Raw genomic sequence first — 21,945 nt, 5'->3', positions numbered from 1 at the left:
TTGTTTAATGGTAGGGGCGCTGCATGCTGCGCTCAATAGCATAATCAATGGGTTAAATCGGGTCGAACATGTTCGACCCCTACCGGTTTAGCCGTTTCGCAGGTTTGTCAGCAGTCTGAGGCCGCCTTTGGGCGGCCTTTTTTATCGATGGGATAGCTGTTCAGCCACCCATTGCTGCAGTTGACGGCGGGAGATCTTGATCCCCCCGGTTTTCAACTCGGCGGGCATCGCCAACAAAGCAACCGGCCGTTGGAAATTCACCAGACGATCCTGCGACCACGCCAGCAGATCTTCCAGCAAAAGCGGTACCCCACTGTCGATCACTGCCACCGGTCGTTGGCCAAACTCGGCGTCATCCACCGGCACCACCACCACCTGCAAGATCTGCGAGTGAGCCGCCAGCACGCGTTCGATATCCTCCGGCTGAATGCCTTCCCCACCGCTGAAAAACAGGTTATCCAACCGGCCAATGATCCGCAGTTCACCCTGTTCCATGACGCCGCGATCGCGGGTATGAAACCAGCCTTGATCATCGACGAGCGGCAGCAACGCACCGCGTTGCCAATATCCCAACGCCAGACTCAACGCACGGATCCACACTTCCTCATTCACCAGCTTAACTTCCCGACCAGCCAATGGCAGCCCAACGCCTGGCAGCCCGTCAGCGCGCTTGGCACACACCGTGGAAGCCAGTTCGGTCAGGCCGTAGCCGCACCAACAGCGAATGCCTGCCGCCTCCGCCTGCGCGGTCAGCTCTGGCGGGATCATCGCGCCCCCAAGCAGCACTTTCTTCAACGTCAGCGCCGCCAGCGGCTGCACCAGTAAACGCCAAAGCTGTGTCGGCACCAGCGAGGCATGGGTACACCCTGCCAATGCGTCAGCCAGAGGATGCATATCACGCACCACCAGTCCGGCCCCCGCCGCCAGCCAGCGCCAGACAATGCCCTGGCCGGAAACGTGAAACAGCGGTAAAGACAGTAGCCAGCGGTCCTGAGGTTGGAAGTCCATCAGCCGCAGTACCCCTTCGGCGCTGGCCAGATGCGCGGCATAGCTGTGCGCAGCGGCCTTTGGTCTGCCGCTGGAGCCGGAGGTCAAGGTCAGCGTCGCCAGCCGTTGCGCATCCCAACGCGGTGGATTCAGCCAGCGAGATTCGGTAGAGGGAGGGGTTAAAGGGATGATCGTTGCCGGTAAGGTCGGTAACCGGTCCGGACTGAAAGCAAAATCGATATCCAGATCAGGCAGCAACGTCGCCAACTGGGCCGCGGGCAGCGCCGGATTCAACGGCAGCAGCCGCGCACCGCACTGCAGCAGCGCCAGATAAGCCAACAGCAGCGGGTAGCTGTTCTTGCCGCATAACGCCACGCCACAGCCGGGCTCGACGCCCTGATGCTGAAAATCTGCCGCCAGCCTATCCACCTGACGGCGCAACACCAGCCAACTCACCGGCTGGTGCCCCACCGTTACCGCCGTCGCCTGTGGCCGTCGCTGCGCCCACTGCCGCCACGGCCAGTCTTTTAGCTGCGCCATAAACACTCCAGCGCTGATGTATCCAATAGCGGCAACTCGCAGTCCGGCCAGGGGCGTAGCAGCTGCGCCTGCATCAGATCCAGCGTGTCCAGTCCAGGTACGGTATTCGGCGTCAGCCAGTGCGCGATGCGTGCCAGTTGCGTCAACCCCAGGCTCGATTCGATGCTGGAGCTGATCACCGCCGTTAACCCCGCCGCATGGGCCTGCTCCACCAGGGTACGGCAACGAACCAGACTGCCGGTCAAGGTTGGTTTAATGACGATCGCCGCCACGCCCGGCTCGGCCTGCACCACAAAGTCCGCCTCGCGCACGCTTTCGTCCCAGGCGATAGCAATGCCGGTCGCCAGCGCGAAATCCCGCGATTCATCACGGGTTTTGCAAGGCTCTTCAAGGAAAGCAATGCGTTCACGCAGCGCCGGTGCCACGTATTTAGCGAACCCGTCCGCCTTGGCACGAGTCCAACTGCGGTTGGCGTCCAGCCGCAGACGCAAATCGGGCAGGGCTTCCAGCAAGACGTTGACTATCATGCCGTCGCGCACCGCCTCATACAGCCCAACCTTCACCTTGGCAACTTTCTCTCCCGGCAGCGCGGTCAATACCGCGAACAGCTCGTCAGGATCGCCGGTACACAGCGGCGCTTTGCGGTAATCTGCCTGCAGCGGCAACCGCTGTTCCAATTCCGCCAACGCGCAGCTGGTGCCGAACGCTACTGAAGGCAACGGGCTGTCTGACGGCAAGGTCCCGCCTTGCCAGTCCTGTACCCAACGCAGCGCAGCCTGCTCGGCCTGCGCCAGCGTTTCCTGGCTGAACTCTGGCAGCGGCGCTATCTCACCCCAACCTTCCTGCCCGCCCTGCTGCAGATGGATCAGCAAACCATCGCGGGTTTTCAGCCGCTGGTTGCGCAGCACCACGCCAGCCTCCATCGGCAGGCTGTAACGGTAAACGGCGGCGTTACGGATCGGAGCATTCATTACGGATTACGCTTGAATTTGCTGAAGTCCGGCTGGCGTTTTTCGTTGAACGCGTTGCGCCCTTCCTGACCTTCGTCAGTCATGTAGAACAGCATGGTGGCGTTACCCGCCAGTTCCTGCAGACCGGCCTGACCGTCGCAGTCGGCATTCAGGGCCGCTTTCAGGCAGCGCAGCGCCATCGGGCTGTTTTGCAGCATTTCACGACACCAGCGTACGGTTTCTTTTTCCAGGCTCGCCAAGGGCACCACGGTGTTGACCAGGCCCATGTCCAGCGCGGCGGCAGCATCATACTGACGGCACAGGAACCAGATCTCGCGCGCTTTCTTCTGGCCGACGATACGTGCCATGTAAGAAGCGCCCCAACCGCCGTCGAACGACCCCACTTTAGGCCCGGTCTGGCCGAAGATGGCGTTATCCGCCGCGATGGTCAGGTCGCACATCATATGCAATACGTGACCGCCGCCGATCGAATAACCGGCAACCATCGCCACCACGGGTTTCGGGCAGGTGCGGATCTGGCGCTGGAAGTCGAGCACGTTCAGATGGTGCACGCCGCTTTCATCCTGATAACCGCCGTAATCGCCGCGCACTTTCTGATCGCCGCCGGAGCAGAAGGCTTTGTCGCCGGCGCCGGTGAGAATAATGGTGCCGATGCCGTCGTCGTAGCGGGCATTGGACAGCGCTTCGATCATCTCTTTCACCGTGTGCGGCCGGAAGGCATTACGCACCTGCGGACGGTTAATGGTGATTTTAGCGATGCCGTCGCTGGACTTGTGGTAGAGGATATCTTCGAAATCGCCTGAGCAATCCTGCCACTCGATGGCGGCGTACAGCTGTTCTTCATTCGGATAGAGCATGTTCTGTTCCTTTAACCAGGGTTAACGAGAAAAGTGCGCAGTTCGGCGACGAAATCCTGCGGGTTGGCCAGGTGCGAGTTATGCCCGGCCTGCGGCACGATGCGTAACGGCAACCCGGCGTCACGCGCCAACTGCTGAAATTTGTGATCGTCGGCACCGCACAACACCACCAGCGGTATCGCCAGCTGTTGCAATTGCGGCACCAGACAGGGCTGCTTGCCCAGCGAAGTGGCTTCCAGCATGTCCGCCACTGCCGCGCCGGAATTGTCCTTGCGGGCACCGATCAGCGCATCGCGGTGCACCGCGCTGAGATTGGCGAAGACCGGCTGCTGGTACCAGTCCGCCAGCACCTGTTCAATGGGTTCGTGGCGGAAACGTTCCGCCCAGGCCGCATCGTGCGTCAGACGTTGAGCACGCAGGGCCGGATCGGCCAGTCCGGGATTTCCGCCTTCAATAATTACCCCTTGCAGGCCGGTGGTGTCGCCGCAGCAGGCGTGGTACATGGCTATGCGCCCACCCAATGAATAGCCCACCAGCCAATAGCGTTCGATGCCGTGCATCTGCAAGGTGCTGCTGATTTGCGCGCTGATATCGTCAAAGCTGCTGCAGGTCACCGCAACGGAATCGCCGTGGCCCGGCAGGTCGATCGCCAGCGACGGCCACTCCGGGCAGCGGGAAGCGATCACCCGCCATTCATTGTTGTTGCCCAACAGGCCATGCAGCCAGATTAACCAGGGCCGATCGGCTTCGCCCTGTTGCAAGACTTTTGTCGCCAGCATTATTGCTCCGCCATCTGTTGCACCAGATGCTGCAACGTCTGTGCACCATCGCTCGGCGGCACCTGCAGCTCAATCAGCGTGGCACCGCTGTGGCGCCACCCCTGTTCCACCGCCTGCAGCAACTGTCCCCAGTTTTCCGGGCGGGCGTAAGCGAGTTGGAACATCGCTGCGGCATGGCTGAACTCCACGTCCTGCGGCATGCAGTAGAAGCGCTGCCGGTCTTCTTCCGGCGTTGGCAGCAATGAAAAAATCTGGCCGCCATTATTATTGACCACGATCAGCACCGTTGGCGCAGAGCATTGACGCAGCAGCGCCAGCGCGTTCAGGTCATACAGGGCGGAAAGATCTCCCACCACCGCCAGCGTTGGTTTGGCGGTGGCCCGCTGCACGCCTGCGGCGGTAGAGATCAGGCCGTCGATGCCGCTGGCACCGCGATTGCTGAACACCGGATAACCCGCCGGCAAGCGGGTCAAGGCATCAATCAAGCGTACGATCAGGCTGTTGCCCAGAAACAGCTGGCCGTTTTCCGGTAGCAGCTCCGGCAGGCGGTGCGCCAACTGCGCCTCGCCAAAACGGTTGACCAGGTGGCCCGAGACCGCGTCCAGCGCGTTATCCGCCAGCTGCGTCAGTTCATCCGCCCAAGGGGTGCGAGGCTGGGCCGGATGCAACTCAAGCCACTGCGCCACGCTGGAACGAATGCGCCGCCCCCGGTGGTGCGCCGGGTCGAGTCGCCCCGGTAAATCGTCGATCAACCAATATTCCTGCGGCTGGCACTGCTCCTGCCACTGCAGCAGGCGTTTACCGGTCAGGCTGCTGCCGAACTGCACCACCAGTTGCGCATCCGCCAGCCGTTTTTGCGCCTGCGGCTGAGCCAACCATAAATCGGCACAGGGCAGCGGTTGCCCGGTCTGAGACAAAACGTCGCCTATCAATGGCCAGCCGAGCATGGCGGCCCATTGCGCCACCTGCTCACCCTCCTCCGCACTCATGCGGCCTGCCACTACCACGCCCCGTTTTTGCCGCCAGAAGAACCAGTCTGGCTGTTTGAGCACCACGTGTGGATCCATTTCGCGCAGCCAGGGCTGGCTGCCTTGCCACCAGTCGCCAAGCGTCGCGGACCAATCGTCGTACTGCTGCTCATCGCCGCCGTACAGCGGTTCGGCAAAGGGGCAATTAATATGCAGCGCGCCGTGATGCAAACGTGCCATGGCGCTGTCGAGGGTGGAAACCAGCCAACTGGCGGAAATATCCGGCGTCGGGCGCGGCAGATCGAGACTCAAAGATGGGTGGCTGGCATACAGGCCGTTTTGGCGGATGGCCTGATTGGCACCGCAGTTGATCAGCTCAGGTGGACGATCGGCCGTGAGAAACACCAGCCGTTCGCCGGTCAGCCCGGCTTCGATCAAGGAAGGGTACAGGTTGGCGGCCGCAGTGCCGGAAGTGACGATGACCGCCACCGGCTCCCGTGACGCCTTCGCCAGGCCAAGCGCCAAATGGCCCAGCCCGCGCTCGTCAAAATGGGTATGGCAGATAAAAGACTTGTTGGCCGCCGCAGCCAGCGTCAAAGGCGTAGAGCGCGATCCCGGAGCGATACAAACATGCCGCACTCCATGGCGAGCCAGCGCTTCCAACAGCAACGCCGCCCACCGGCGATTAAAAACACTTGTCGACATAGTTCGCTCACAAGTCGGTTAACAGAATCTGCCTCTGGCACCCGCCGATCGGCGGCATGCCAAAATGATGTTCTGCATTATATGAGTAGTTATCTTTACGACTTTTGCGCCAGCGCAAAAACGCCGTACATCCCGGTGACTTTATGGTAGACAATTAATTGATTTAGAACAAAAAATAAACATAAAAATCACACGCAGTTTACACTCACCGCGTCGTTCTCTCAATAAATCCGTAACCCAAGCAGGGAAATTCAGGGCAAAGCGTCTGGCTGTAACAACGTCAGCAACCCGGCGGCCTTGTTTTCGATCTCCAGCCACTCTTCGGCGGCGTCGGAACCGCTCACGATACCGGCCCCGGCGTACAGCCGTAATCGGTCGCCGTCTAACTGCGCGCAGCGTAGCGATACGCAAAACTCGCTGCGGGACGCGGACAAATAGCCGGCAGAACCGGCATACCAGCCGCGGGAGAAGGGTTCATGCTGCAGGATAAATTCGCGTGCTGCCTGACGCGGCAAGCCGGCGACCGCCGCCGTAGGCTGTAACCGATGCAAGCAATCGGCATCGTCCTCACGTTTCAGCCGGCCTTCAATACGGCGCCGCAGGTGCTGCACCTTACGCAAACGCACCACTTCCGGCGGTAACACATCCACGGCATTAGCTCCCCCTTGCAGGCGCTGGCAGATGTCGTCCACCACCAGCAGATTTTCACGCCGGTTCTTGCCATCCTGCAGCAGCCATTGCGCCAGGGCCTGAGCCTGTTGGTGTTCGGGGTGATTAGCCACGGTGCCCGCCAGAGCTTCCGTCAGCAGTTGACGCCCCTTGCGTAGATACAGCCTTTCCGGGCTGGAACCGAGAAAGGCGGAATCTGCATCAAATCGCAGCATATAGTGGTAACATCGGTGGTTCACTCTGCGGCTGGCTTCCATCATCGCCGGCGCAAACAGCGGGCCATCCAGCGTCAGTAGCGTACTGCGCGCCAACACCACCTTCTCCATCTGTTGCCGATCTATCGCCTTCAGCGCTTCGTGCAACATGGTTTCCCACCCGGCACGTTCCGGTTGATGCTGCACCTTTCTCACTTTCGCCTTTAATGGCGTCATAGGCCGTGCAGCCACGCTATTTTCCAGCCAGCACTCGGCGACGATCGCATCGTCGCGTAGCGAACTTTCAGAAAACAGATTCAGCATTAATTGTGTTTCGCCCTCGCGGGTCAAAATTTCCAGGCGTGGCAAAAATAAATGCGCCGTGCCATCGAAGGCGTTCAGCCCCCACACCCGCGCACCTTCATGCGCCTTGAGAAATGCCTGTGCTTGTTCCGGTTGGGTAAACAGGCGCAGTGCACCGCAGGCCGCGGCCTCTTCATGCCCGTCGCGATGATGCCAGTAAAACTGAGGGAATGTCGGCTGTGCCGCTAACCATGCCAGCAAGGGGGTGGTCAACGGCGCGGGAACGGGAAGTGCAAGCTGGCGGAAGCCGCCCGCCACGGGAAAATGTTGTTCAAACTGCCGGCGTAATCGCCGCAGCAATGCCGAAAGTTGTTCCACGGCCACCTCAATAACCAAACTTAATGTAGGGAATTATACGGTAAATCAAGGATCAACGGCGGAAAAATAGCGTCATAACGCCAATGGCAGGGCCCGCAAATTGTTTATTAAAATTAAACAATCAGCTCAAAAAGCGGCCAAGAATGCATTGTACGACTATACTGAGAAAGCATGTTCCTGCCTGCTGTGAACCCACGCCAGATCTTACTGGCGCTAAAAACAGGATGTTCACGCTCTCCCAGCGGTTTCACCGGCTGTCCTTTGGGTCAGATGTAAGGAGCTTTTGTGTGAAAGAAATACTAATCAATTGGTTAAAAAAACAACGTAAAAATTCGAAAATTAAATCATTGCCGCTTCGGCGTCAAAAAGACGCTCCTGACAACAGCGGCGGTGCCATTAAGGCAGAACTGTTTTCTGTCGATCAAATGGAGCGTTACGGGCAACGCCTGGCGCGTTCCCATAAGCTGGCAACGCGCAAAACGCCCTACTACCTGCTGAAGCGTCTGGACGACAACGAACGCATTTTGGCGGAAAGCTGCCACCAGCTCAGCAACGGCAAGAAAGCCAGCATGACTCCCGCCGGCGAATGGCTGCTGGACAATTACTATCTGATTGAAGAACAAATCCGCGTTGTGCGCCACCACTTGCCGAAAACCTTCGGTCGCGGTCTGCCGCAGCTGGCGCCGCCGCATAACTGTCCGCGGATCTATGACGTGGCTGCCGAAGCCATCGCGCACGGTGACGGCCACTGGGACGCCGAAAGCCTCACGCGGTATATCGCCGCCTATCAAAAAGAAGTCAATCTGACGCTCGGCGAACTCTGGGCGCTGCCCGGCATGCTGCGCCTGGCGTTGATCGAAAACCTGCGCCGCGTCAGCGTGGAAGTCGCGCAGGCCCAGCAGGAACGCAATCTGGCCGACAGCTGGGTGACGAAAATGCTGGAGTCGGCGGAAAACGATCCCGCCAACCTGATCGTGGTGATCGCCGATATGGCGCGATCCAATCCCCCACGCACCAGCGCCTTTGTTGCCGAGCTGGTGCGCCGTCTGCAGGGGCACGGTACCATGCTGGCGCTACCACTCACCTGGGTAGAGCAGCGTCTGGCGGAAGTCAGCCTGACCTCAGATGAATTGATCCACCGCTTTAACCAGCAACTGGCCGTCAGCCAGCTGTCGGTCAGCAACAGCATCTCCGGCCTGCGCCAGCTAAGCGAAATGGATTGGGCAGAATTTGTCGAAACCATGAGCCAGGTCGAACAGACCCTGCGTGAAGATCCCGCCGGGGTTTATCCGTTAATGCATTTCACAACCCGCGACAACTACCGCCACGTGATCGAAATGCTGGCGCGCCACTGTCCGCACAATGAAGTGCAGGTCGCTCAACACGTGCTTAATATGGCGCGCGTAGCGGCTGAAGACCCGTCGAGCGATCCACGCCGCAATCACATCGGTTACTACCTGGTTGACGATGGTCGCCCCGAACTTGAGCAGCAATTAGAGGTAAAACTCGGACGCATTACCCAATTGCGCCATGCGCTCAGTCAGGCGCCGCTGCTTTCCTGGCTCGGCAGCCTGAGCCTGATCACTACCGCCATCTGCGCGGAACTGCTGCGTCACGCTTACAGCACCGGCATCAGTTGGGGACTGGTACTGCTGTTCTTCCCCATGGCTATCGTGGTCAGTCAGTTCGTGCTCAATTTACTCAGCGAGGTCACTACCCGCAGCCGCACGCCGCAACCCTTGCCGCGGTTGGATTTCTCCTGCGGTATTCCCGCTGAATTCCGCACCCTGGTAGCGATCCCGACGTTAATCGACAGCAAAAGCGACGTCGATAAACTGATCAATGCGCTTGAGGTTTGTTATCTGGGCAACGCGATGAAACATTTGCACTTTGCCCTGCTCACCGACTTCAACGATGCGCCCCAACAACGGCATGCGGACGACGCAGCCTTGCTGGATTACGCCTGCCGACAGATGGAAGCATTGAACGGACGCTATCCCTGCGAAGGGCCCAGCCACTTTTTCCTGTTTCACCGCGACCGCGAATGGAATGAAAAACAGGGAGTATGGATGGGGTTGGAACGAAAACGCGGCAAACTGAACGCGCTGAACAACTGGCTGCGCAACCGAGGTAACGCCTTCTGCACGCAGATTGGCGATGGGCTGGAGGTGCTGAAAAACGTCAAGTATGTCATTACGCTCGACAGCGATACCGTCCTGCCGCGCGAAAGCGCCCATCAGCTGATCGCCGCGATGGCGCACCCGCTCAATCAACCTCAATACGATGCGCGCCAGCAACGGGTGGTTGAAGGTTATGCCATCCTGCAACCACGCATGGCCGAAGAAATCCCCAGCTACGGCCAGGGCCGTTATGCCGCCCTGTGCAGCAGCACGCCGGGTAATGACCCCTATACGCTGATGGCCTCGGATATCTATCAGGATCTGTTTGGCGAAGGCTCGTTTATCGGCAAAGGCATTTACGACGTGGACGTGTTCTCCCACAGCCTGAAAGGCACCTGCCCGGCGAACCTGGTACTGAGCCACGATCTGCTGGAGGGCTGTTACGCCCGCTCCGGCCTGCTGAGCGACGTGCTGCTGTACGAGCAATATCCCAGCAATTATCTGGTGGACGTCGCGCGCCGCACGCGCTGGATCCGCGGCGACTGGCAATTGCTCAACTGGCTTCTGCCACGGGTGAAAACCGAGGACGGTACCCGCACCGCCAATCCGCTGAGCACCCTGTCGCGCTGGAAGTTGTTCGATAACCTGCGCCGCAGCCTGGCTGCCCCCAGTCTGTTGCTGTTACTGTTTTGCGGTTTTGTCTGGCTGCCAAACACCCGTTACTGGCTCGGGGTGTTCGCCCTTATCCTGCTGCTACCGACCCTGTTGGCGTTGGTGCAGGACATCCTGCGTAAACCGCCGCGCAGGCCCGTCTTGCAACATCTGCTGTTGGCGTTAAACGGTTCGCTGCATCGCCTGGCACAAATCGGACTGCGGCTGGCGACCTTGCCGCATGAAGCGCTGTACAGCCTGAAAGCGATTGCCGTGACCCTGTGGCGGCTGTTGATTAGCAAGCGCAATCTGCAAGAGTGGACCAGCTACGATCAATCCAAGGCACGCCAGCAGGTCACGCTGGAAAACTTCTATCGCGCGATGTGGATCAACCCGGTCGCCGGTGCCGCACTGCTGTTGTTCAGTTTTCTGCATAATCCAATGGCGCTGTTTATCACATTGCCGTTCGCCACTCTGTGGATCCTGTCGCCGTTCCTGCTGTACTACCTCAGCCAGGAGCCACAGCGCAGCAAAACCGCCATCAACGATGAACAACGGCGCTTTCTGCGCCAAACCAGCCGCCAAACCTGGGACTTCTTCAATACCTTCGTCAACCAGCAGGAAAACTGGCTGCCGCCGGATAACTACCAGGAAATACCGGAGCCGGTGGTGGCGCACCGTACCTCACCGACCAATATCGGGCTGTCGTTATTGGCCAACCTCACCGCCTATGACTTCGGCTATCTGACGCTCAGCGACGCGCTGCGGCGCATCGAACTGACGCTCAACACTCTGGATCGGCTGGAACACTATCGTGGCCATTTGTACAACTGGTACGACACCCGCACCCTGGAGCCGCTGAACCCGCGTTATATCTCCAGCGTCGACAGCGGTAACCTGGCCGGTCACCTGCTGACACTCAGCGCCGGCTTGCCGGCACTGGCCCACCAGCCGGCCATAGATCCGCTGCGGGTGCTGACCGGTCTTGGTGACAGCCTGCAACTGCTGGAACAGCACTGGGGCGACGCCGCACCGAAAAACCTGTCGAAGCTGCGCAACCATTGGGAGCAGGCCCACCACAGCCATCCGGCAGCCCTGCTGGCGGAACTGAATGCCATGCGCAACTACAGCAACGGGCTGCAGGAACCGGCGCTAAATCATGATGAGGAAACCAAACGCTGGGCCGGAGCCTTGCACCAGCAGCTTAACGAACTGTGTGCCGAATGGGCGCAGTGGTTCGGCTGGCTGAGTGACGGCATGCCCGAACTGGAGCAGGTGCCCAGCCTGCACTGGCTGGCTAACCCGCCTGGCCAGTTGACGCTGTCGCCGGAACAGCAAAATCAGCTGAGCGCGGCGGGTGCGCTGGCGCAGGAACGTCTGACGCAGTTGCAAAGCCTGCAGCAGCGGTTGGAAAAAATGGCGCAAATGGATTTCAACTTCCTGTATGACGAATCAACCCATTTGCTGACCGTTGGCTTTAACTGCGATCAAAACAAGATGGACAGCAGTAAATACGACCTGCTGGCCTCCGAGATTCGTTTAACCAACTACGTCGCCATCGCCACCAATCAGGTGCCGCAGCGCAGCTGGTTTGCACTTGGCCGCCTGTTCACCGTGATCGACCACGAACCCGCGCTGATGTCGTGGAGTGGGTCGATGTTTGAGTACCTGATGCCACAGTTGGTGATGCCTGCCTACCCTGATTCACTGCTGGTGCAGATGTGCCATGCGGCGGTGGAGCGGCAGATTGCCTGGGGTAAGGAACGCGGCGTTCCCTGGGGCATTTCCGAATCCGGCTATTTCGGTTTCGACGCCGACCAAAACTATCAGTATCACGCCTTTGGCGTTCCGGGTCTGGGCCTGAGACGCGGGCTGGGTGACGATATGGTGGTGGCGCCTTATGCCACGGTGATGGCGCTGATTGTCGATCCGGACGCCGCCTGCAATAACCTGGTTACGTTGGAGAAAAATGGGGCCAAAGGCCGCTACGGTTTCTACGAAGCGCTGGATTACACCACCGCTCGCCTAAGCCGGGGGCAACTGTATGTCATCATCCGTTCCTATATGGCGCACCACCAGGGCATGAGCTTCCTTGCCCTGTCGCATCTGTTGCTGGATGCGCCTATGGTAGCGCGCTTCGCTGAGTATCCGGCGTTCCAGTCAGCGCGGCTGTTGCTGCAGGAACGGGTGCCGGATGCAGTCGAGCTGTACAGCACCCGTCGCCATTTCGAAACCCACGAGGGGACTATCACCCCGGCCAGCTTCGCCGCACGCGAGTTCAACCGTGTGGACTCCCCGATCCCCGAAGTGCAGTTGCTGTCCAACGCCAACTATCACCTGATGCTCACCCAGGCCGGCGGCAGCTACAGCCGCTGGCAGAATCTGGCCTTGACCCGCTGGCGCGAAGACGCCACCTGCGATAACTGGGGCGCTTTCTGTTACCTGCGCGACCCGCAAACCGGTGAGGTCTGGAGCAATACCTGGCAGCCGATCGGTGGTGCCGCCAAGGGGTACAGCGCCGTGTTCAACGACGCCGGGGCCGAGTTCCAGCGTCAGCAGGGGTCGCTGTCGGTGAAAACGCAGGTGGTGGTATCGCCGGAAGATGATATTGAGCTGCGCCGCGTGACGTTGGTCAACCGCAGCAAGCAACCGCGCACCATCGAAATCACCAGCTATGCAGAAGTGGTGCTGGCACCGGCCGGCAATGATCTGGCCCACCCGGCGTTCAGTAACCTGTTCGTACAAACCGAACTGTTGCCGGATCAAGACGCCATTTTGTGCCACCGCCGCCCGCGCGAACCGAAAGAAAAATGCCCGTGGTTACTGCACATGATGACGGTGCAAGGCCGCACCAGCCAGACGTCGTTCGAAACCGATCGCGCCAAATTTATCGGCCGCGGCCGCACCCCGGCCAATCCGCAGGCGCTGTATCAAAATACCCCGCTAAGCAACAGCGCCGGACCGGTCATTGATCCGATCATCGCTATCCGTCAGCGCGTGGTGCTGGAACCAAATGTACCGCTCACACTGGATATCTTCTATGGCGTCAGTGAAGACCGCGCCAGCAGCCTGGCGATGCTGGAAAAATACCGCGATCGCCATTTGGCAGACCGGGTGTTTGAACTGGCCTGGTCGCACAGCCAGGTGGTACTGCGTCAACTGAACGCCAATGAGGATGACGCCAACCTGTTCAATCGTCTGGCCAGCGCGGTGGTCTTCCCGGCGCAGGAAATGCGCGCCGCCAGCAGCGAAATCATTAACAACCGCCGTGGTCAGTCTGGTCTGTGGGGATATTCAATCTCCGGCGATCTGCCGATTGTGCTGTTGACCGTGACCGACGGCGAAAACATCGAGCTGGTTCGGCAACTGATCCAGGCGCACAACTACTGGCGTCTGAAAGGGTTGCAGGTGGATCTGGTGATCCTCAACGAAGATATCGGCGGCTACCGTCAGGATCTGCAAAACCAGATCATGGGCCTGATCGCCGCCGGCATGGAATCGACCCAAACCGATAAGCCGGGCGGCATCTTCGTACGCACCAGCGAACATATGTCACCGGAAGATCATCGTCTGCTGCTCAGCGTCGCGCGTATTTACCTCGACGATCGACGCGGCGGTTTAACCGAGCAGCTCAACCAGCGCCTGCAGTTGCCGCAGATCCTGCAGCAACCGCTGTCGCCGGTGACCGCCTCGTCGAAACTGGCGACGGTGGATAATTTGCCGCGCAACCTGCATTCGCCGCAGTTGCCCGACATTGCCGCGCTGCAGTTCTATAACGGCCTCGGCGGCTTCTCGGAGAATGGCCGCGAATATGTGATTGCGATGAACGAAAGCAAGATCACCCCGGCGCCCTGGTCGAACGTGATGGCCAACCCGATGTTCGGCTCGGTGGTTTCGGAAAGCGGCCAGGCCTACACCTGGTACGAAAACGCCCACGAATACCGTCTCACGCCTTGGGACAACGATCCCATCTGTGACCGCAGCGGCGAAGCTTTCTACCTGCGCGACGAAGAGAGCGGCCATTTCTGGTCACCAACCCCGCTGCCCGCCCGGGGCCGAGGCCATTACCTGACCCGTCACGGTTTCGGCTACAGCGTTTTCGATCACCGCGAAAGCGGCATCGACAGCCAGTTCACCCTGCTGGTGGCCAAAGATGCCCCGGTAAAACTGTTCCTGCTGACGCTGACCAACACCTCCGGACGTACCCGCAAGCTCTCGGCTACCGGTTATGTCGAGTTTATCCTCGGCGATCTGCGGCAAAAGTCGGCCATGCATATCGTCACCCAGGCGGCTTCGTCTGAAAACGGCTGCGGTATCCTGGCGACCAACCACTATGGGGGCAACGGCTCGGATCGCACCGCGTTCTTCGGCGTCTCGGGGGCGCATTGTTCGCTCACTGGCGACCGGCGTGAATTTATCGGTCGTAATGGTTCGCTGGCCAATCCGGCGGTGCTAAAACTGCGGCGCCTGTCTGACAAAGTCGGGGCTGGTATGGATCCGTGCGGCGCGGTGCAGTCGGCCATCAGCCTGATCGACGGCGATCAACGCAGCTTTGTGTTCGCCCTCGGGTTGGGGCAAAACGCCGAAGAAGCCGAAGCGCTGCTGCACAAATACCTCCAGGAGGACAACCTGCAGGATGAGTTGCAACAGGTGGCTGCGCACTGGGACGGTATTCTCAACAAAGTGCAGATAGGGACGCCGCAACCGGCCGTCGATTTACTGGCCAATGGCTGGCTGCTGTACCAGACCCTTGCCTGCCGTATTCAGGCGCGCAGCGGTTACTACCAATCCGGCGGTGCCTTTGGCTTCCGCGATCAACTGCAGGATACTTTGGCACTGACTCATGCCGCCCCGGAACGGCTGCGGGAACAGATCCTGCTGTGCGCTTCGCGCCAGTTCGTCGAAGGCGACGTGCAACACTGGTGGCATCCGCCGCAGGGCAACGGCGTGCGCACCCGCTGTTCGGATGACTATTTGTGGTTGCCGCTGGCCATTTGCCACTATCTGGACGCCACCGACGATCAGAGCATCCTGGATGAACAGGTGGGCTATCTGGAGGCGCGCAAACTGGCACCCGGCGAGGAGTCTTCCTATGAACAACCGGCGCAGAGTGCAACGCAAGAAACCTTGTATCAGCATGGCGTCCGGGCGTTAAAACACGGATTGAACTTCGGCGAACACGGTCTGCCGCTGATGGGAGCCGGTGACTGGAACGACGGCATGAATATGGTGGGCCTGGAGGGACGTGGCGAGAGCGTCTGGCTTGGCTTCTTCCTGTTCCATATCCTGCAGCGTTACGGCAAGTTGGCAACCGCGCGTCATGACGACGAACTGGCGACGCTGTGCCGCCAACAGGCCGAGACGCTGCGCAATAATCTGCGTGACCATGCCTGGGACGGCGAATGGTACCGTCGGGGCTATTTCGACAGCGGGGAACCACTGGGCTCTCATCAGTCGGCGGAGTGCCGTATCGACGCCATTGCCCAAAGTTGGTCAGTACTGTCCGGTGCCGGTGATGCGCCACGCAGCCTGCAAGCCATGCAGTCGCTGGATAAACACCTGGTCGACAACCAGGCCGGCCTGATCAAACTGCTGACGCCGCCTTTTGACGGCAACGGCCCGAATCCGGGCTATATCCGCGGCTATCTGCCTGGCGTGCGGGAAAACGGCGGACAATATACCCATGGCGCGGTGTGGGCGGTGATGGCCTTCGCCGAAATGGGCAATATCGAGCGCGCCTGGGAACTGATGGCGCTGATCAACCCGATCAACCACAGCCTGGACAGTACCGCGGCGGAACGCTACAAGGTCGAGCCGTATGTGGTTACCGCCGATATTTACGCGGTGGCGCCGCACGTCGGTCGCGGCGGCTGGAGCTGGTATACCGGCTCTGCCGGTTGGATGTATCGGCTGATCCTCGAGTCACTGCTGGGTCTGAAACGCCATGGCGATCGGCTGAGCGTCAATACCCGCCTGCCGGCGGACTGGCCACAGGTGACGCTTAACTACCGGGAGGGTAGCAGCGAATATCGGTTGGTTGTTCGTCAGGGGCAAGGCGCGGCGCAGGTCAGCGTCGACGGTGAAAAACAGTCGGAAGCTGTGATAACGCTGGTAGACGATGGCAAAATCCATCAGGTGGAAGTGACATTGGGGCAGTAAATATCGGGGCGCGGCGGGTGCCGCGCCCAACGTCTACAGGCCGTTATTTACGCGCCAGCAACAAGCCCAGTACCAGGCCAACCGTTGCACCAATCCCTACGCTGCACCAGGGGTTTTCACGCACGTATCCGTCGGTTCGGCAAACGGCGTCCTTGGCACGCGCATAGTAGGACTCGGTGGTGTCAGCCAACCGCGACTTGACCTCACTCAATGCCTCTTCGGCATGAGCTTTGATATCGATATAGGCCTGATCGGCACGATCGCCGGAGTACTTCAACACTTCTTCCAGCGTGTCGCTCAGCATTCTCAGATCGTCATCGAGCGTGGTTTGATCCGCATCCGTATTTCTCGCCATGGTAAGTTCTCCGTGTTTAAAAAATGAAACGGCCCTTAACTATAGACAAGGATCGCCGATCCCCGCCATCAGACTGATGGCTAAAATCAGAACACCAGTTGGACTTTGGCGGCCCGGCTCTTGTCGCCGGCAAACGTCAGCGCCTCAGCCAGTTGACGATTGTCGAACTCGGCGGACAGCAGCGGCAGCGGATTGACTGTCCCCTCGGCCAGCCACGTCACCGCCAGGGCGAACTCTTCAACAAACCGGAAGGATCCCAGCAGATTCAGCTCTTTGGCGATCAACAGCATCAGCGGGAAATCCGGGAAGCTGCTTCCCATACCGACTTGCACCACCGTCCCCTTGGCGCGGGTGACCTCCAGACAACGCTGCAACGACAGTGGATGGCCGGAGACTTCAAAAGCGATATCAAAGTACCCTTTTTCCTGCTGATAGCTGCTGAAATCGTCATTGCCGGCGTGCAGACAGCGGGATGCCCCCATCTCTCCGGCGATATCCAGACAACGCGGGCTGAGATCGGCGCAGACAATTTCGTCGGCGCCCAACGCCTTCAGCGCCGCCACCAGCAGGCAGCCTATCGGGCCGACGCCGGACACAAATACCTTTTTCCCTTTCACTTCACCGGGCTGCCTGGCGGCATGTATCGCCACCGCCAGCGGCTCGGCAAAAACCATCACCTTCTCGTCGCAGTTGGCGTCGAACGCAATGCATTGCGCGCTATCAACCACCTTGTACTGGGTAAAAGCGCCGTCAACATGTGGGAAGTACATCGCGCTGCCGAAAAAGCGCATTTGAGTACATTGGTTTTGCTGATCCGCCAGGCAATACTTACACTGCCCGCAGGGCTTGCTGGGGTTTAACGCCACTTTCTGGCCCACGGGCAGACGAGCCGTGTCGCTGGCGACCACTTCACCGATCACCTCATGGCCCAGCACCATCGGCTGACGCACCTGAAAACTGCCGACTTTACCCTCCTGATAATAATGCAGGTCTGATCCGCAGATGCCACCACGGGTGATTTTCACCAGCGTGCCGTGGCCCTGGTACTCAACCTCCTGCTCCACTACCGCCACGTCATATTTGCCGTTGACCACGCAGGATTGGGTTTGAATTTTCATCATCATATTCTCATAAGCAGGCGGCTATACCGCGGCCGACATTCCGCCATCGACAAACAGCAGGTGACCATTGACAAAATCAGAGGCTTTGGACGACAGGAACACCGCTGCGCCAATCAACTCCTGCGGATCGCCCCAACGGGCAGCCGGGGTACGCTTGGTCAGCCAGGCGGTAAACTCTTGGTTGTCCGCCAGTGCCTGAGTCATTTCGGTTTTGAAGTAGCCCGGGGCAATACCATTGACCTGAATGTTGTAGCGCGCCAGCTCTACGCACATGCCGCGCGTGAGCATTTTCACCGCCCCTTTGGAAGCGGCATAGGGGGTGATGGTGTCGCGGCCCAGTTCGCTCTGCATCGAGCCGATATTGATGATTTTACCGCTTTGACGCTGCACCATATGGCGGGCTACGGCTTGTGACACCATAAATACCGCCTTCTGGTTGACGGCAATAATGTCGTCCCAGTCTTTTTCCGGGAATTCGGTAAACGGGTGGCGACGCTGTATGCCCGCGTTGTTAATCAACACATCGATCCCACCGCTTTGCGCCTCAATTTTCTCAATAGCGGCATGAATGGCCTGGGAGTTAGTGACATCAAAGGCCGCGGCATCGGCGCGGAAGCCCTCACGGCGCAGTGCTTCAACGGCTCGCTGGGCGTTTTCTTCGGTGGTCGCATTGACCAATATGTGAGCGCCGTACTCCGCCAGCCCACGCGCCAGCAGAAAACCAATGCCCCGAGAAGCGCCGGTAATCAGTACTTTTTTATTATCCAGTGAAAATAAGTTGTTCATAACGTCCCCGGCAGTGTCATTCAGATAAGACAGGTGCCTATCTCAGCGGATCGCCGCCGGCAAAAACGTGATGACGATCACTTAAAACAGTGTTACTAAAACCTGTTACCTTTAACGTGAAGCCACGCAATCTCGCGGGAAATAAACTCAACACATTTCATTGAAAAATAAGATTTTTATACTTTATGTCGTCGATTGTTATCACTAAATCGATTTGTTAACATGGCGTTATTCGCGATTTCGCCGCCCCACCCTGTTAAGGCCTCAGAATGAAGAACCAACGCGTCACGCTGCAAGATATTGCGCTGCTCGCCGGCGTGACCAAAATGACCGTCAGCCGCTATCTGCGAACGCCGGAAAAGGTGGCGGCCGAAACCGCCGAGAAAATTGCCCAGGTGATGAAGGAAGTTAACTTTACCGACGGCGATGAAGCACGCTCAACGCAAAAGCCGCGCATTGGCGTTTTGATCCCCTCGTTCAACAACCAAATTTTCGCCGATCTGCTGGCCGGAATCGAATCCATCACTCTGGAACAGGGCTACCAAACGCTGGTAGTGAACTATGACTACAGTCGGCAGCGCGAAGAAGAGCATATCGTCCAACTGCTGGCTTACCCGATTGCCGGGCTGATCCTGACGGATTCGGAGCATACTCTGCGGGCGGAAAAGTACCTGACGGCCGCCAAAATCCCGGTGGCGCAGGTGATGGATCTGGAAGGTCCGGAAGGAAGGATCGCCGTGGGGTTCGATAACTTCCAGGCGGGTTACGACATGACCGAAGCGCTGCTGGCCAGCGGTAAGCGTCAGGTGGTTTATTTTGGCGCCATGTCCGATGCGCGCGACACCAAACGTTTTCAGGGCTACTGCCGGGCGATGGAAAAACAGGGCCTGACACCGCGCCAAATCACACCGCACCGTGTTTCGTCGGTGACGGTCGGCTCCGACATGCTGGCCATGGCACGGCAGCTTTACCCGGATTTGGACGGTATCTTATGCACCAATGACGATCTGGCCGTTGGGGTCTTACAGGAGTGTCTGCGGCTGGGGCTGCGGGTTCCGCAGGATATCGCTTTGTCGGGATTTCACGGCCTGGATATCGGCAAAGCCACCACGCCGGGCATCGCCAGCGTTATTACACCCAGGTTTGATATCGGCAAGGTGGCCACAGAGATCTTGTTGAAACGCATTAAAGGGGTGCCGTGCATTGAGCGCGTTGATCTGCACTACCGCATCTCACTCGGCGGCACCATTTAACTCAGCGGTTAACATGTTCGGTAACAGCGGCCGCCGGTTTCGGTTTTTCGCTGCGCGCCGCCAGCCACAGGCCGCTGTTTTTCATCGCGTAGCCAAACACTAATCCCACCAACAGGGAAAGGGTCACCAGAGACCAATTGCCGCCGCCGGCGAAGGTGGCGCAAGCGCCGATAAAGGTGCCGGGCACAAAACCCAGCCACTGCTGCTTTGCCTGAATGCACATCAGAAAAGCCACCGCGCCGGTCAGCAGATAACCGAGCAGGCTCCAGCCGGGCGCCAGCTCACTGCCGTGAATGATCGCCATCGCCCAAAATACCCCGCTGCAGCAGGTCAGTGTGCTGATCAACAACCCTTTCAGCCCCCCCTGCGGGCAAGCAAAATAGGCCGTACAGCCCAGGAAACCGGCCCAACTGATCAGCCCCAGGCTAACAGCCACCCATCCCCACACGCCGGAGAGGATCCCGGTAGTCACAGCAATGGCAAAAAGAACGTTCATAAACTGACCCGCAGCAAAGAAAGCGCGCAGTTTACGCGAAAATCGGCAAATTCAAGTGATGTAAATCACAAAAATTTTGTAATGAGAAATACTGAAATTGCAGAATTGAGGAATTTGTCACAAAAAAACCAGCGTGACTAGCACGCTGGAAATGACACACAACAACACCAGGGAAATCGTTCGCCACCTTGCGTGGCTAAAATCGTTGTTCAGCTACCCTGCGAATTTCACGTTGCCGACGGACAACCTGAAACTCGGCGGGTATCAGCGCGGGAAACCCGCGCGGGTCACCATGAAGCTCAAAGATAAGCAAACCACGGCACTGACCAGAAATAACAGATTGACCGCCAGATGCAGGCTGGCATGGTCGATAACCGCCCCCAGCAGGATCGGAACCCAGTTGGCGATATAGGCGATTACGTAAAACAGTGAAATCAGTCTCGCATGGCTGGCCTTCGGTGAAATCAGGTTCACCAAGGTGGCACTGCCGACAAAAATCGCCCCGTAGGCGTAACCGGCAATCACCATACCGGCACTGGCCAGAGCCAGCGAGTGGATCTGAATCGCCTCGGCGAACACCACCACTGACAGCGCCTGCGCCAGACAGCCAAACATCAGCGAATGGCGCGCATTAACGCGACGGCTCAGGATCTGGCTAATACCGGCAATCACCAGATAAACCGCAATCACATAGCCGTAAACGCCCCGGCTGTGCATGCCCAGCAGCTTTTCCGATACGCTTGGCCCAATCGCCAGAATACTGGCAGCCACTGCCCAGCAGATGAACAACGCGCCGGCACACAGGAAGAACTTGCCTCCGGTAGCGCGCAGGCCATCCGCCAACGAGCTTTTTTCTGCCGCGGCTTCTGCTGCCGGTGCCCCGCTGAGAGGTACAACAACGGCTTCAACCGGCCATTTCAACATCACGCCCAGTGCGGCAACTGCCGCCACCGCCATGATGATAATGAACGGCAGCGAGGTAGTGTGGAACCCGGTTTGCAGCGCCACGCCGCTGAAAATCGGCCCCAAAGCCAGACCGGTGGTGAATGACAGCGTGGCAATCAGCGCCGCATTTTTACCGCCGTCCTTCGGCCCAAAACGCACCAGCGCAATGTTAGCCGCACCGGTCAAAGCCCCGGTGCCGATCCCGGCCAGCAGACGCGCCATAAACATCATCAAAAACGAATCGGCCATCGAAAACAGCAAGGCCCCGGCCAACACCACCAGCAGCGCCGGTACAATCATGCTGCGCAGATCTTTGACCTTGCCGGCCATGTTGCCCACGCCGAACAGCGAAATCAGCACGCCGGCGGCATAGGCGCCATAAATGACGGTCAGGCTGACCGAGCTTAGCGCCAACTCATGTTGATAAAGCGGGTAAAGCGGTGTCGGCGCACTGCTGTTCAGCAATGCGGACATTAATGCCAGGGCTAAAAACAGCAGGATGGCAAAATGCGACTCACCCAACTTCGCTTTAGCGGCTTCATCAACAGCCACACCTTCAGACATTTTTCTCTCCCGAAACAATCTGGATAAACACCTAACCCTGAAAACCAAACTCCTCAGGAAACGCGTTTATCATACCTTTCGGGTATAACGGTCAAAATAGCCAAGAATGCATCACAGTGATTCATTAATGCATTTGCGCTGACG

Annotated in this window: 13 protein-coding genes; 2 read left to right on the top strand and 11 right to left on the bottom strand. The window is 58.8% G+C overall.

Annotation, left to right across the window (positions count from 1 at the left end):
* Positions 1-141: 141 nt before the first annotated feature.
* The 6 genes from menE to menF all read right to left on the bottom strand — a co-directional run bounded on the left by menE (position 142) and on the right by menF (position 7,351).
* Positions 142-1,527 (bottom strand): o-succinylbenzoate--CoA ligase, encoded by a 1,386-nt coding sequence (gene menE / locus ACMGG1_RS06710; RefSeq protein WP_414161234.1) that lies wholly within the window; start codon positions 1,525-1,527, stop codon positions 142-144.
* Positions 1,515-2,486 carry an o-succinylbenzoate synthase gene (gene menC, locus ACMGG1_RS06705; RefSeq protein ID WP_130016516.1) on the bottom strand — a complete coding sequence of 324 codons (972 nt, stop codon included), beginning with the start codon at positions 2,484-2,486 and terminating at the stop codon, positions 1,515-1,517. The genes menE and menC overlap by 13 nt, the downstream gene beginning before the upstream one ends.
* Before the next feature lie 11 nt (positions 2,487-2,497).
* Positions 2,498-3,355, bottom strand: a complete 858-nt coding sequence (gene menB / locus ACMGG1_RS06700; protein ID WP_020827822.1) for a 1,4-dihydroxy-2-naphthoyl-CoA synthase — start codon at positions 3,353-3,355, stop codon at positions 2,498-2,500.
* 11 nt (positions 3,356-3,366) lie between these two features.
* Entirely contained in the window at positions 3,367-4,134 is a 768-nt protein-coding gene (menH, locus tag ACMGG1_RS06695) for a 2-succinyl-6-hydroxy-2,4-cyclohexadiene-1-carboxylate synthase (protein ID WP_128864607.1), read from the bottom strand.
* Positions 4,134-5,807, bottom strand: coding sequence for a 2-succinyl-5-enolpyruvyl-6-hydroxy-3-cyclohexene-1-carboxylic-acid synthase (menD, locus tag ACMGG1_RS06690; protein ID WP_115058422.1), 1,674 nt, complete (start codon positions 5,805-5,807; stop codon positions 4,134-4,136). Before menD ends, menH begins: the two co-directional genes overlap by 1 nt.
* A 251-nt stretch (positions 5,808-6,058) precedes the next feature.
* A complete protein-coding gene (gene menF / locus ACMGG1_RS06685; protein ID WP_130016465.1) occupies positions 6,059-7,351 on the bottom strand; it encodes an isochorismate synthase MenF in 1,293 nt (430 codons plus the stop codon).
* 287 nt (positions 7,352-7,638) lie between these two features.
* On the opposite strand from menF, the gene ACMGG1_RS06680 reads away from it, so the two are divergent.
* A complete protein-coding gene (locus tag ACMGG1_RS06680; protein WP_414161233.1) occupies positions 7,639-16,281 on the top strand; it encodes a GH36-type glycosyl hydrolase domain-containing protein in 8,643 nt (2,880 codons plus the stop codon).
* A gap of 43 nt (positions 16,282-16,324) precedes the next feature.
* Here the strand turns inward: ACMGG1_RS06680 and elaB are convergent, their stop codons facing one another.
* The 3 genes from elaB to idnO form a co-directional block, all read right to left on the bottom strand.
* Complete coding sequence (gene elaB, locus ACMGG1_RS06675) at positions 16,325-16,636, bottom strand: stress response protein ElaB (RefSeq protein WP_020827827.1); 312 nt, start codon at positions 16,634-16,636, stop codon at positions 16,325-16,327.
* An 86-nt stretch (positions 16,637-16,722) separates the two neighbouring features.
* A complete protein-coding gene (gene idnD, locus ACMGG1_RS06670; RefSeq protein ID WP_048763018.1) occupies positions 16,723-17,754 on the bottom strand; it encodes an L-idonate 5-dehydrogenase in 1,032 nt (343 codons plus the stop codon).
* Positions 17,755-17,778: 24 nt separating this feature from the next.
* The gene (idnO, locus tag ACMGG1_RS06665) at positions 17,779-18,543 is read right to left on the bottom strand and encodes a gluconate 5-dehydrogenase (protein ID WP_020827829.1); all 765 of its coding nucleotides are present in this window, start codon (positions 18,541-18,543) and stop codon (positions 17,779-17,781) included.
* A gap of 269 nt (positions 18,544-18,812) precedes the next feature.
* On the opposite strand from idnO, the gene ACMGG1_RS06660 reads away from it, so the two are divergent.
* Positions 18,813-19,796 (top strand): LacI family DNA-binding transcriptional regulator, encoded by a 984-nt coding sequence (locus tag ACMGG1_RS06660; protein WP_020827830.1) that lies wholly within the window; start codon positions 18,813-18,815, stop codon positions 19,794-19,796.
* 1 nt (position 19,797) lies between these two features.
* On the opposite strand, the gene ACMGG1_RS06655 is transcribed toward ACMGG1_RS06660, so the two are convergent.
* Both ACMGG1_RS06655 and ACMGG1_RS06650 read right to left on the bottom strand, forming a co-directional pair.
* Positions 19,798-20,292, bottom strand: coding sequence for a DUF1097 domain-containing protein (locus ACMGG1_RS06655; protein ID WP_020827831.1), 495 nt, complete (start codon positions 20,290-20,292; stop codon positions 19,798-19,800).
* Between the two features lie 264 nt (positions 20,293-20,556).
* Entirely contained in the window at positions 20,557-21,801 is a 1,245-nt protein-coding gene (locus ACMGG1_RS06650; RefSeq protein ID WP_115058416.1) for an MFS transporter, read from the bottom strand.
* Between the last annotated feature and the right edge of the window lie 144 nt (positions 21,802-21,945).

The sequence above is a fragment of the Serratia sp. BNK-12 genome (assembly GCF_047456085.1).
In the GTDB taxonomy this organism is placed as follows: Bacteria; Pseudomonadota; Gammaproteobacteria; order Enterobacterales; family Enterobacteriaceae; genus Serratia; species Serratia liquefaciens.
The sequence above is the reverse complement of the archived record's forward strand: the minus strand, read 5'-3'. Positions and strand labels throughout refer to the sequence as shown.

Coding starts and splice junctions, on each gene's coding strand:
- menE (WP_414161234.1), bottom strand. CDS start 1,527: ATGGCGCAGCTAAAAGACTGGCCGTGGCGGCAGTGGGCGCAGCGACGG.
- menB (WP_020827822.1), bottom strand. CDS start 3,355: ATGCTCTATCCGAATGAAGAACAGCTGTACGCCGCCATCGAGTGGCAG.
- menH (WP_128864607.1), bottom strand. CDS start 4,134: ATGCTGGCGACAAAAGTCTTGCAACAGGGCGAAGCCGATCGGCCCTGG.
- menD (WP_115058422.1), bottom strand. CDS start 5,807: ATGTCGACAAGTGTTTTTAATCGCCGGTGGGCGGCGTTGCTGTTGGAA.
- elaB (WP_020827827.1), bottom strand. CDS start 16,636: ATGGCGAGAAATACGGATGCGGATCAAACCACGCTCGATGACGATCTG.
- idnD (WP_048763018.1), bottom strand. CDS start 17,754: ATGAAAATTCAAACCCAATCCTGCGTGGTCAACGGCAAATATGACGTG.
- idnO (WP_020827829.1), bottom strand. CDS start 18,543: ATGAACAACTTATTTTCACTGGATAATAAAAAAGTACTGATTACCGGC.
- ACMGG1_RS06660 (WP_020827830.1), top strand. CDS start 18,813: ATGAAGAACCAACGCGTCACGCTGCAAGATATTGCGCTGCTCGCCGGC.
- ACMGG1_RS06655 (WP_020827831.1), bottom strand. CDS start 20,292: ATGAACGTTCTTTTTGCCATTGCTGTGACTACCGGGATCCTCTCCGGC.
- ACMGG1_RS06650 (WP_115058416.1), bottom strand. CDS start 21,801: ATGTCTGAAGGTGTGGCTGTTGATGAAGCCGCTAAAGCGAAGTTGGGT.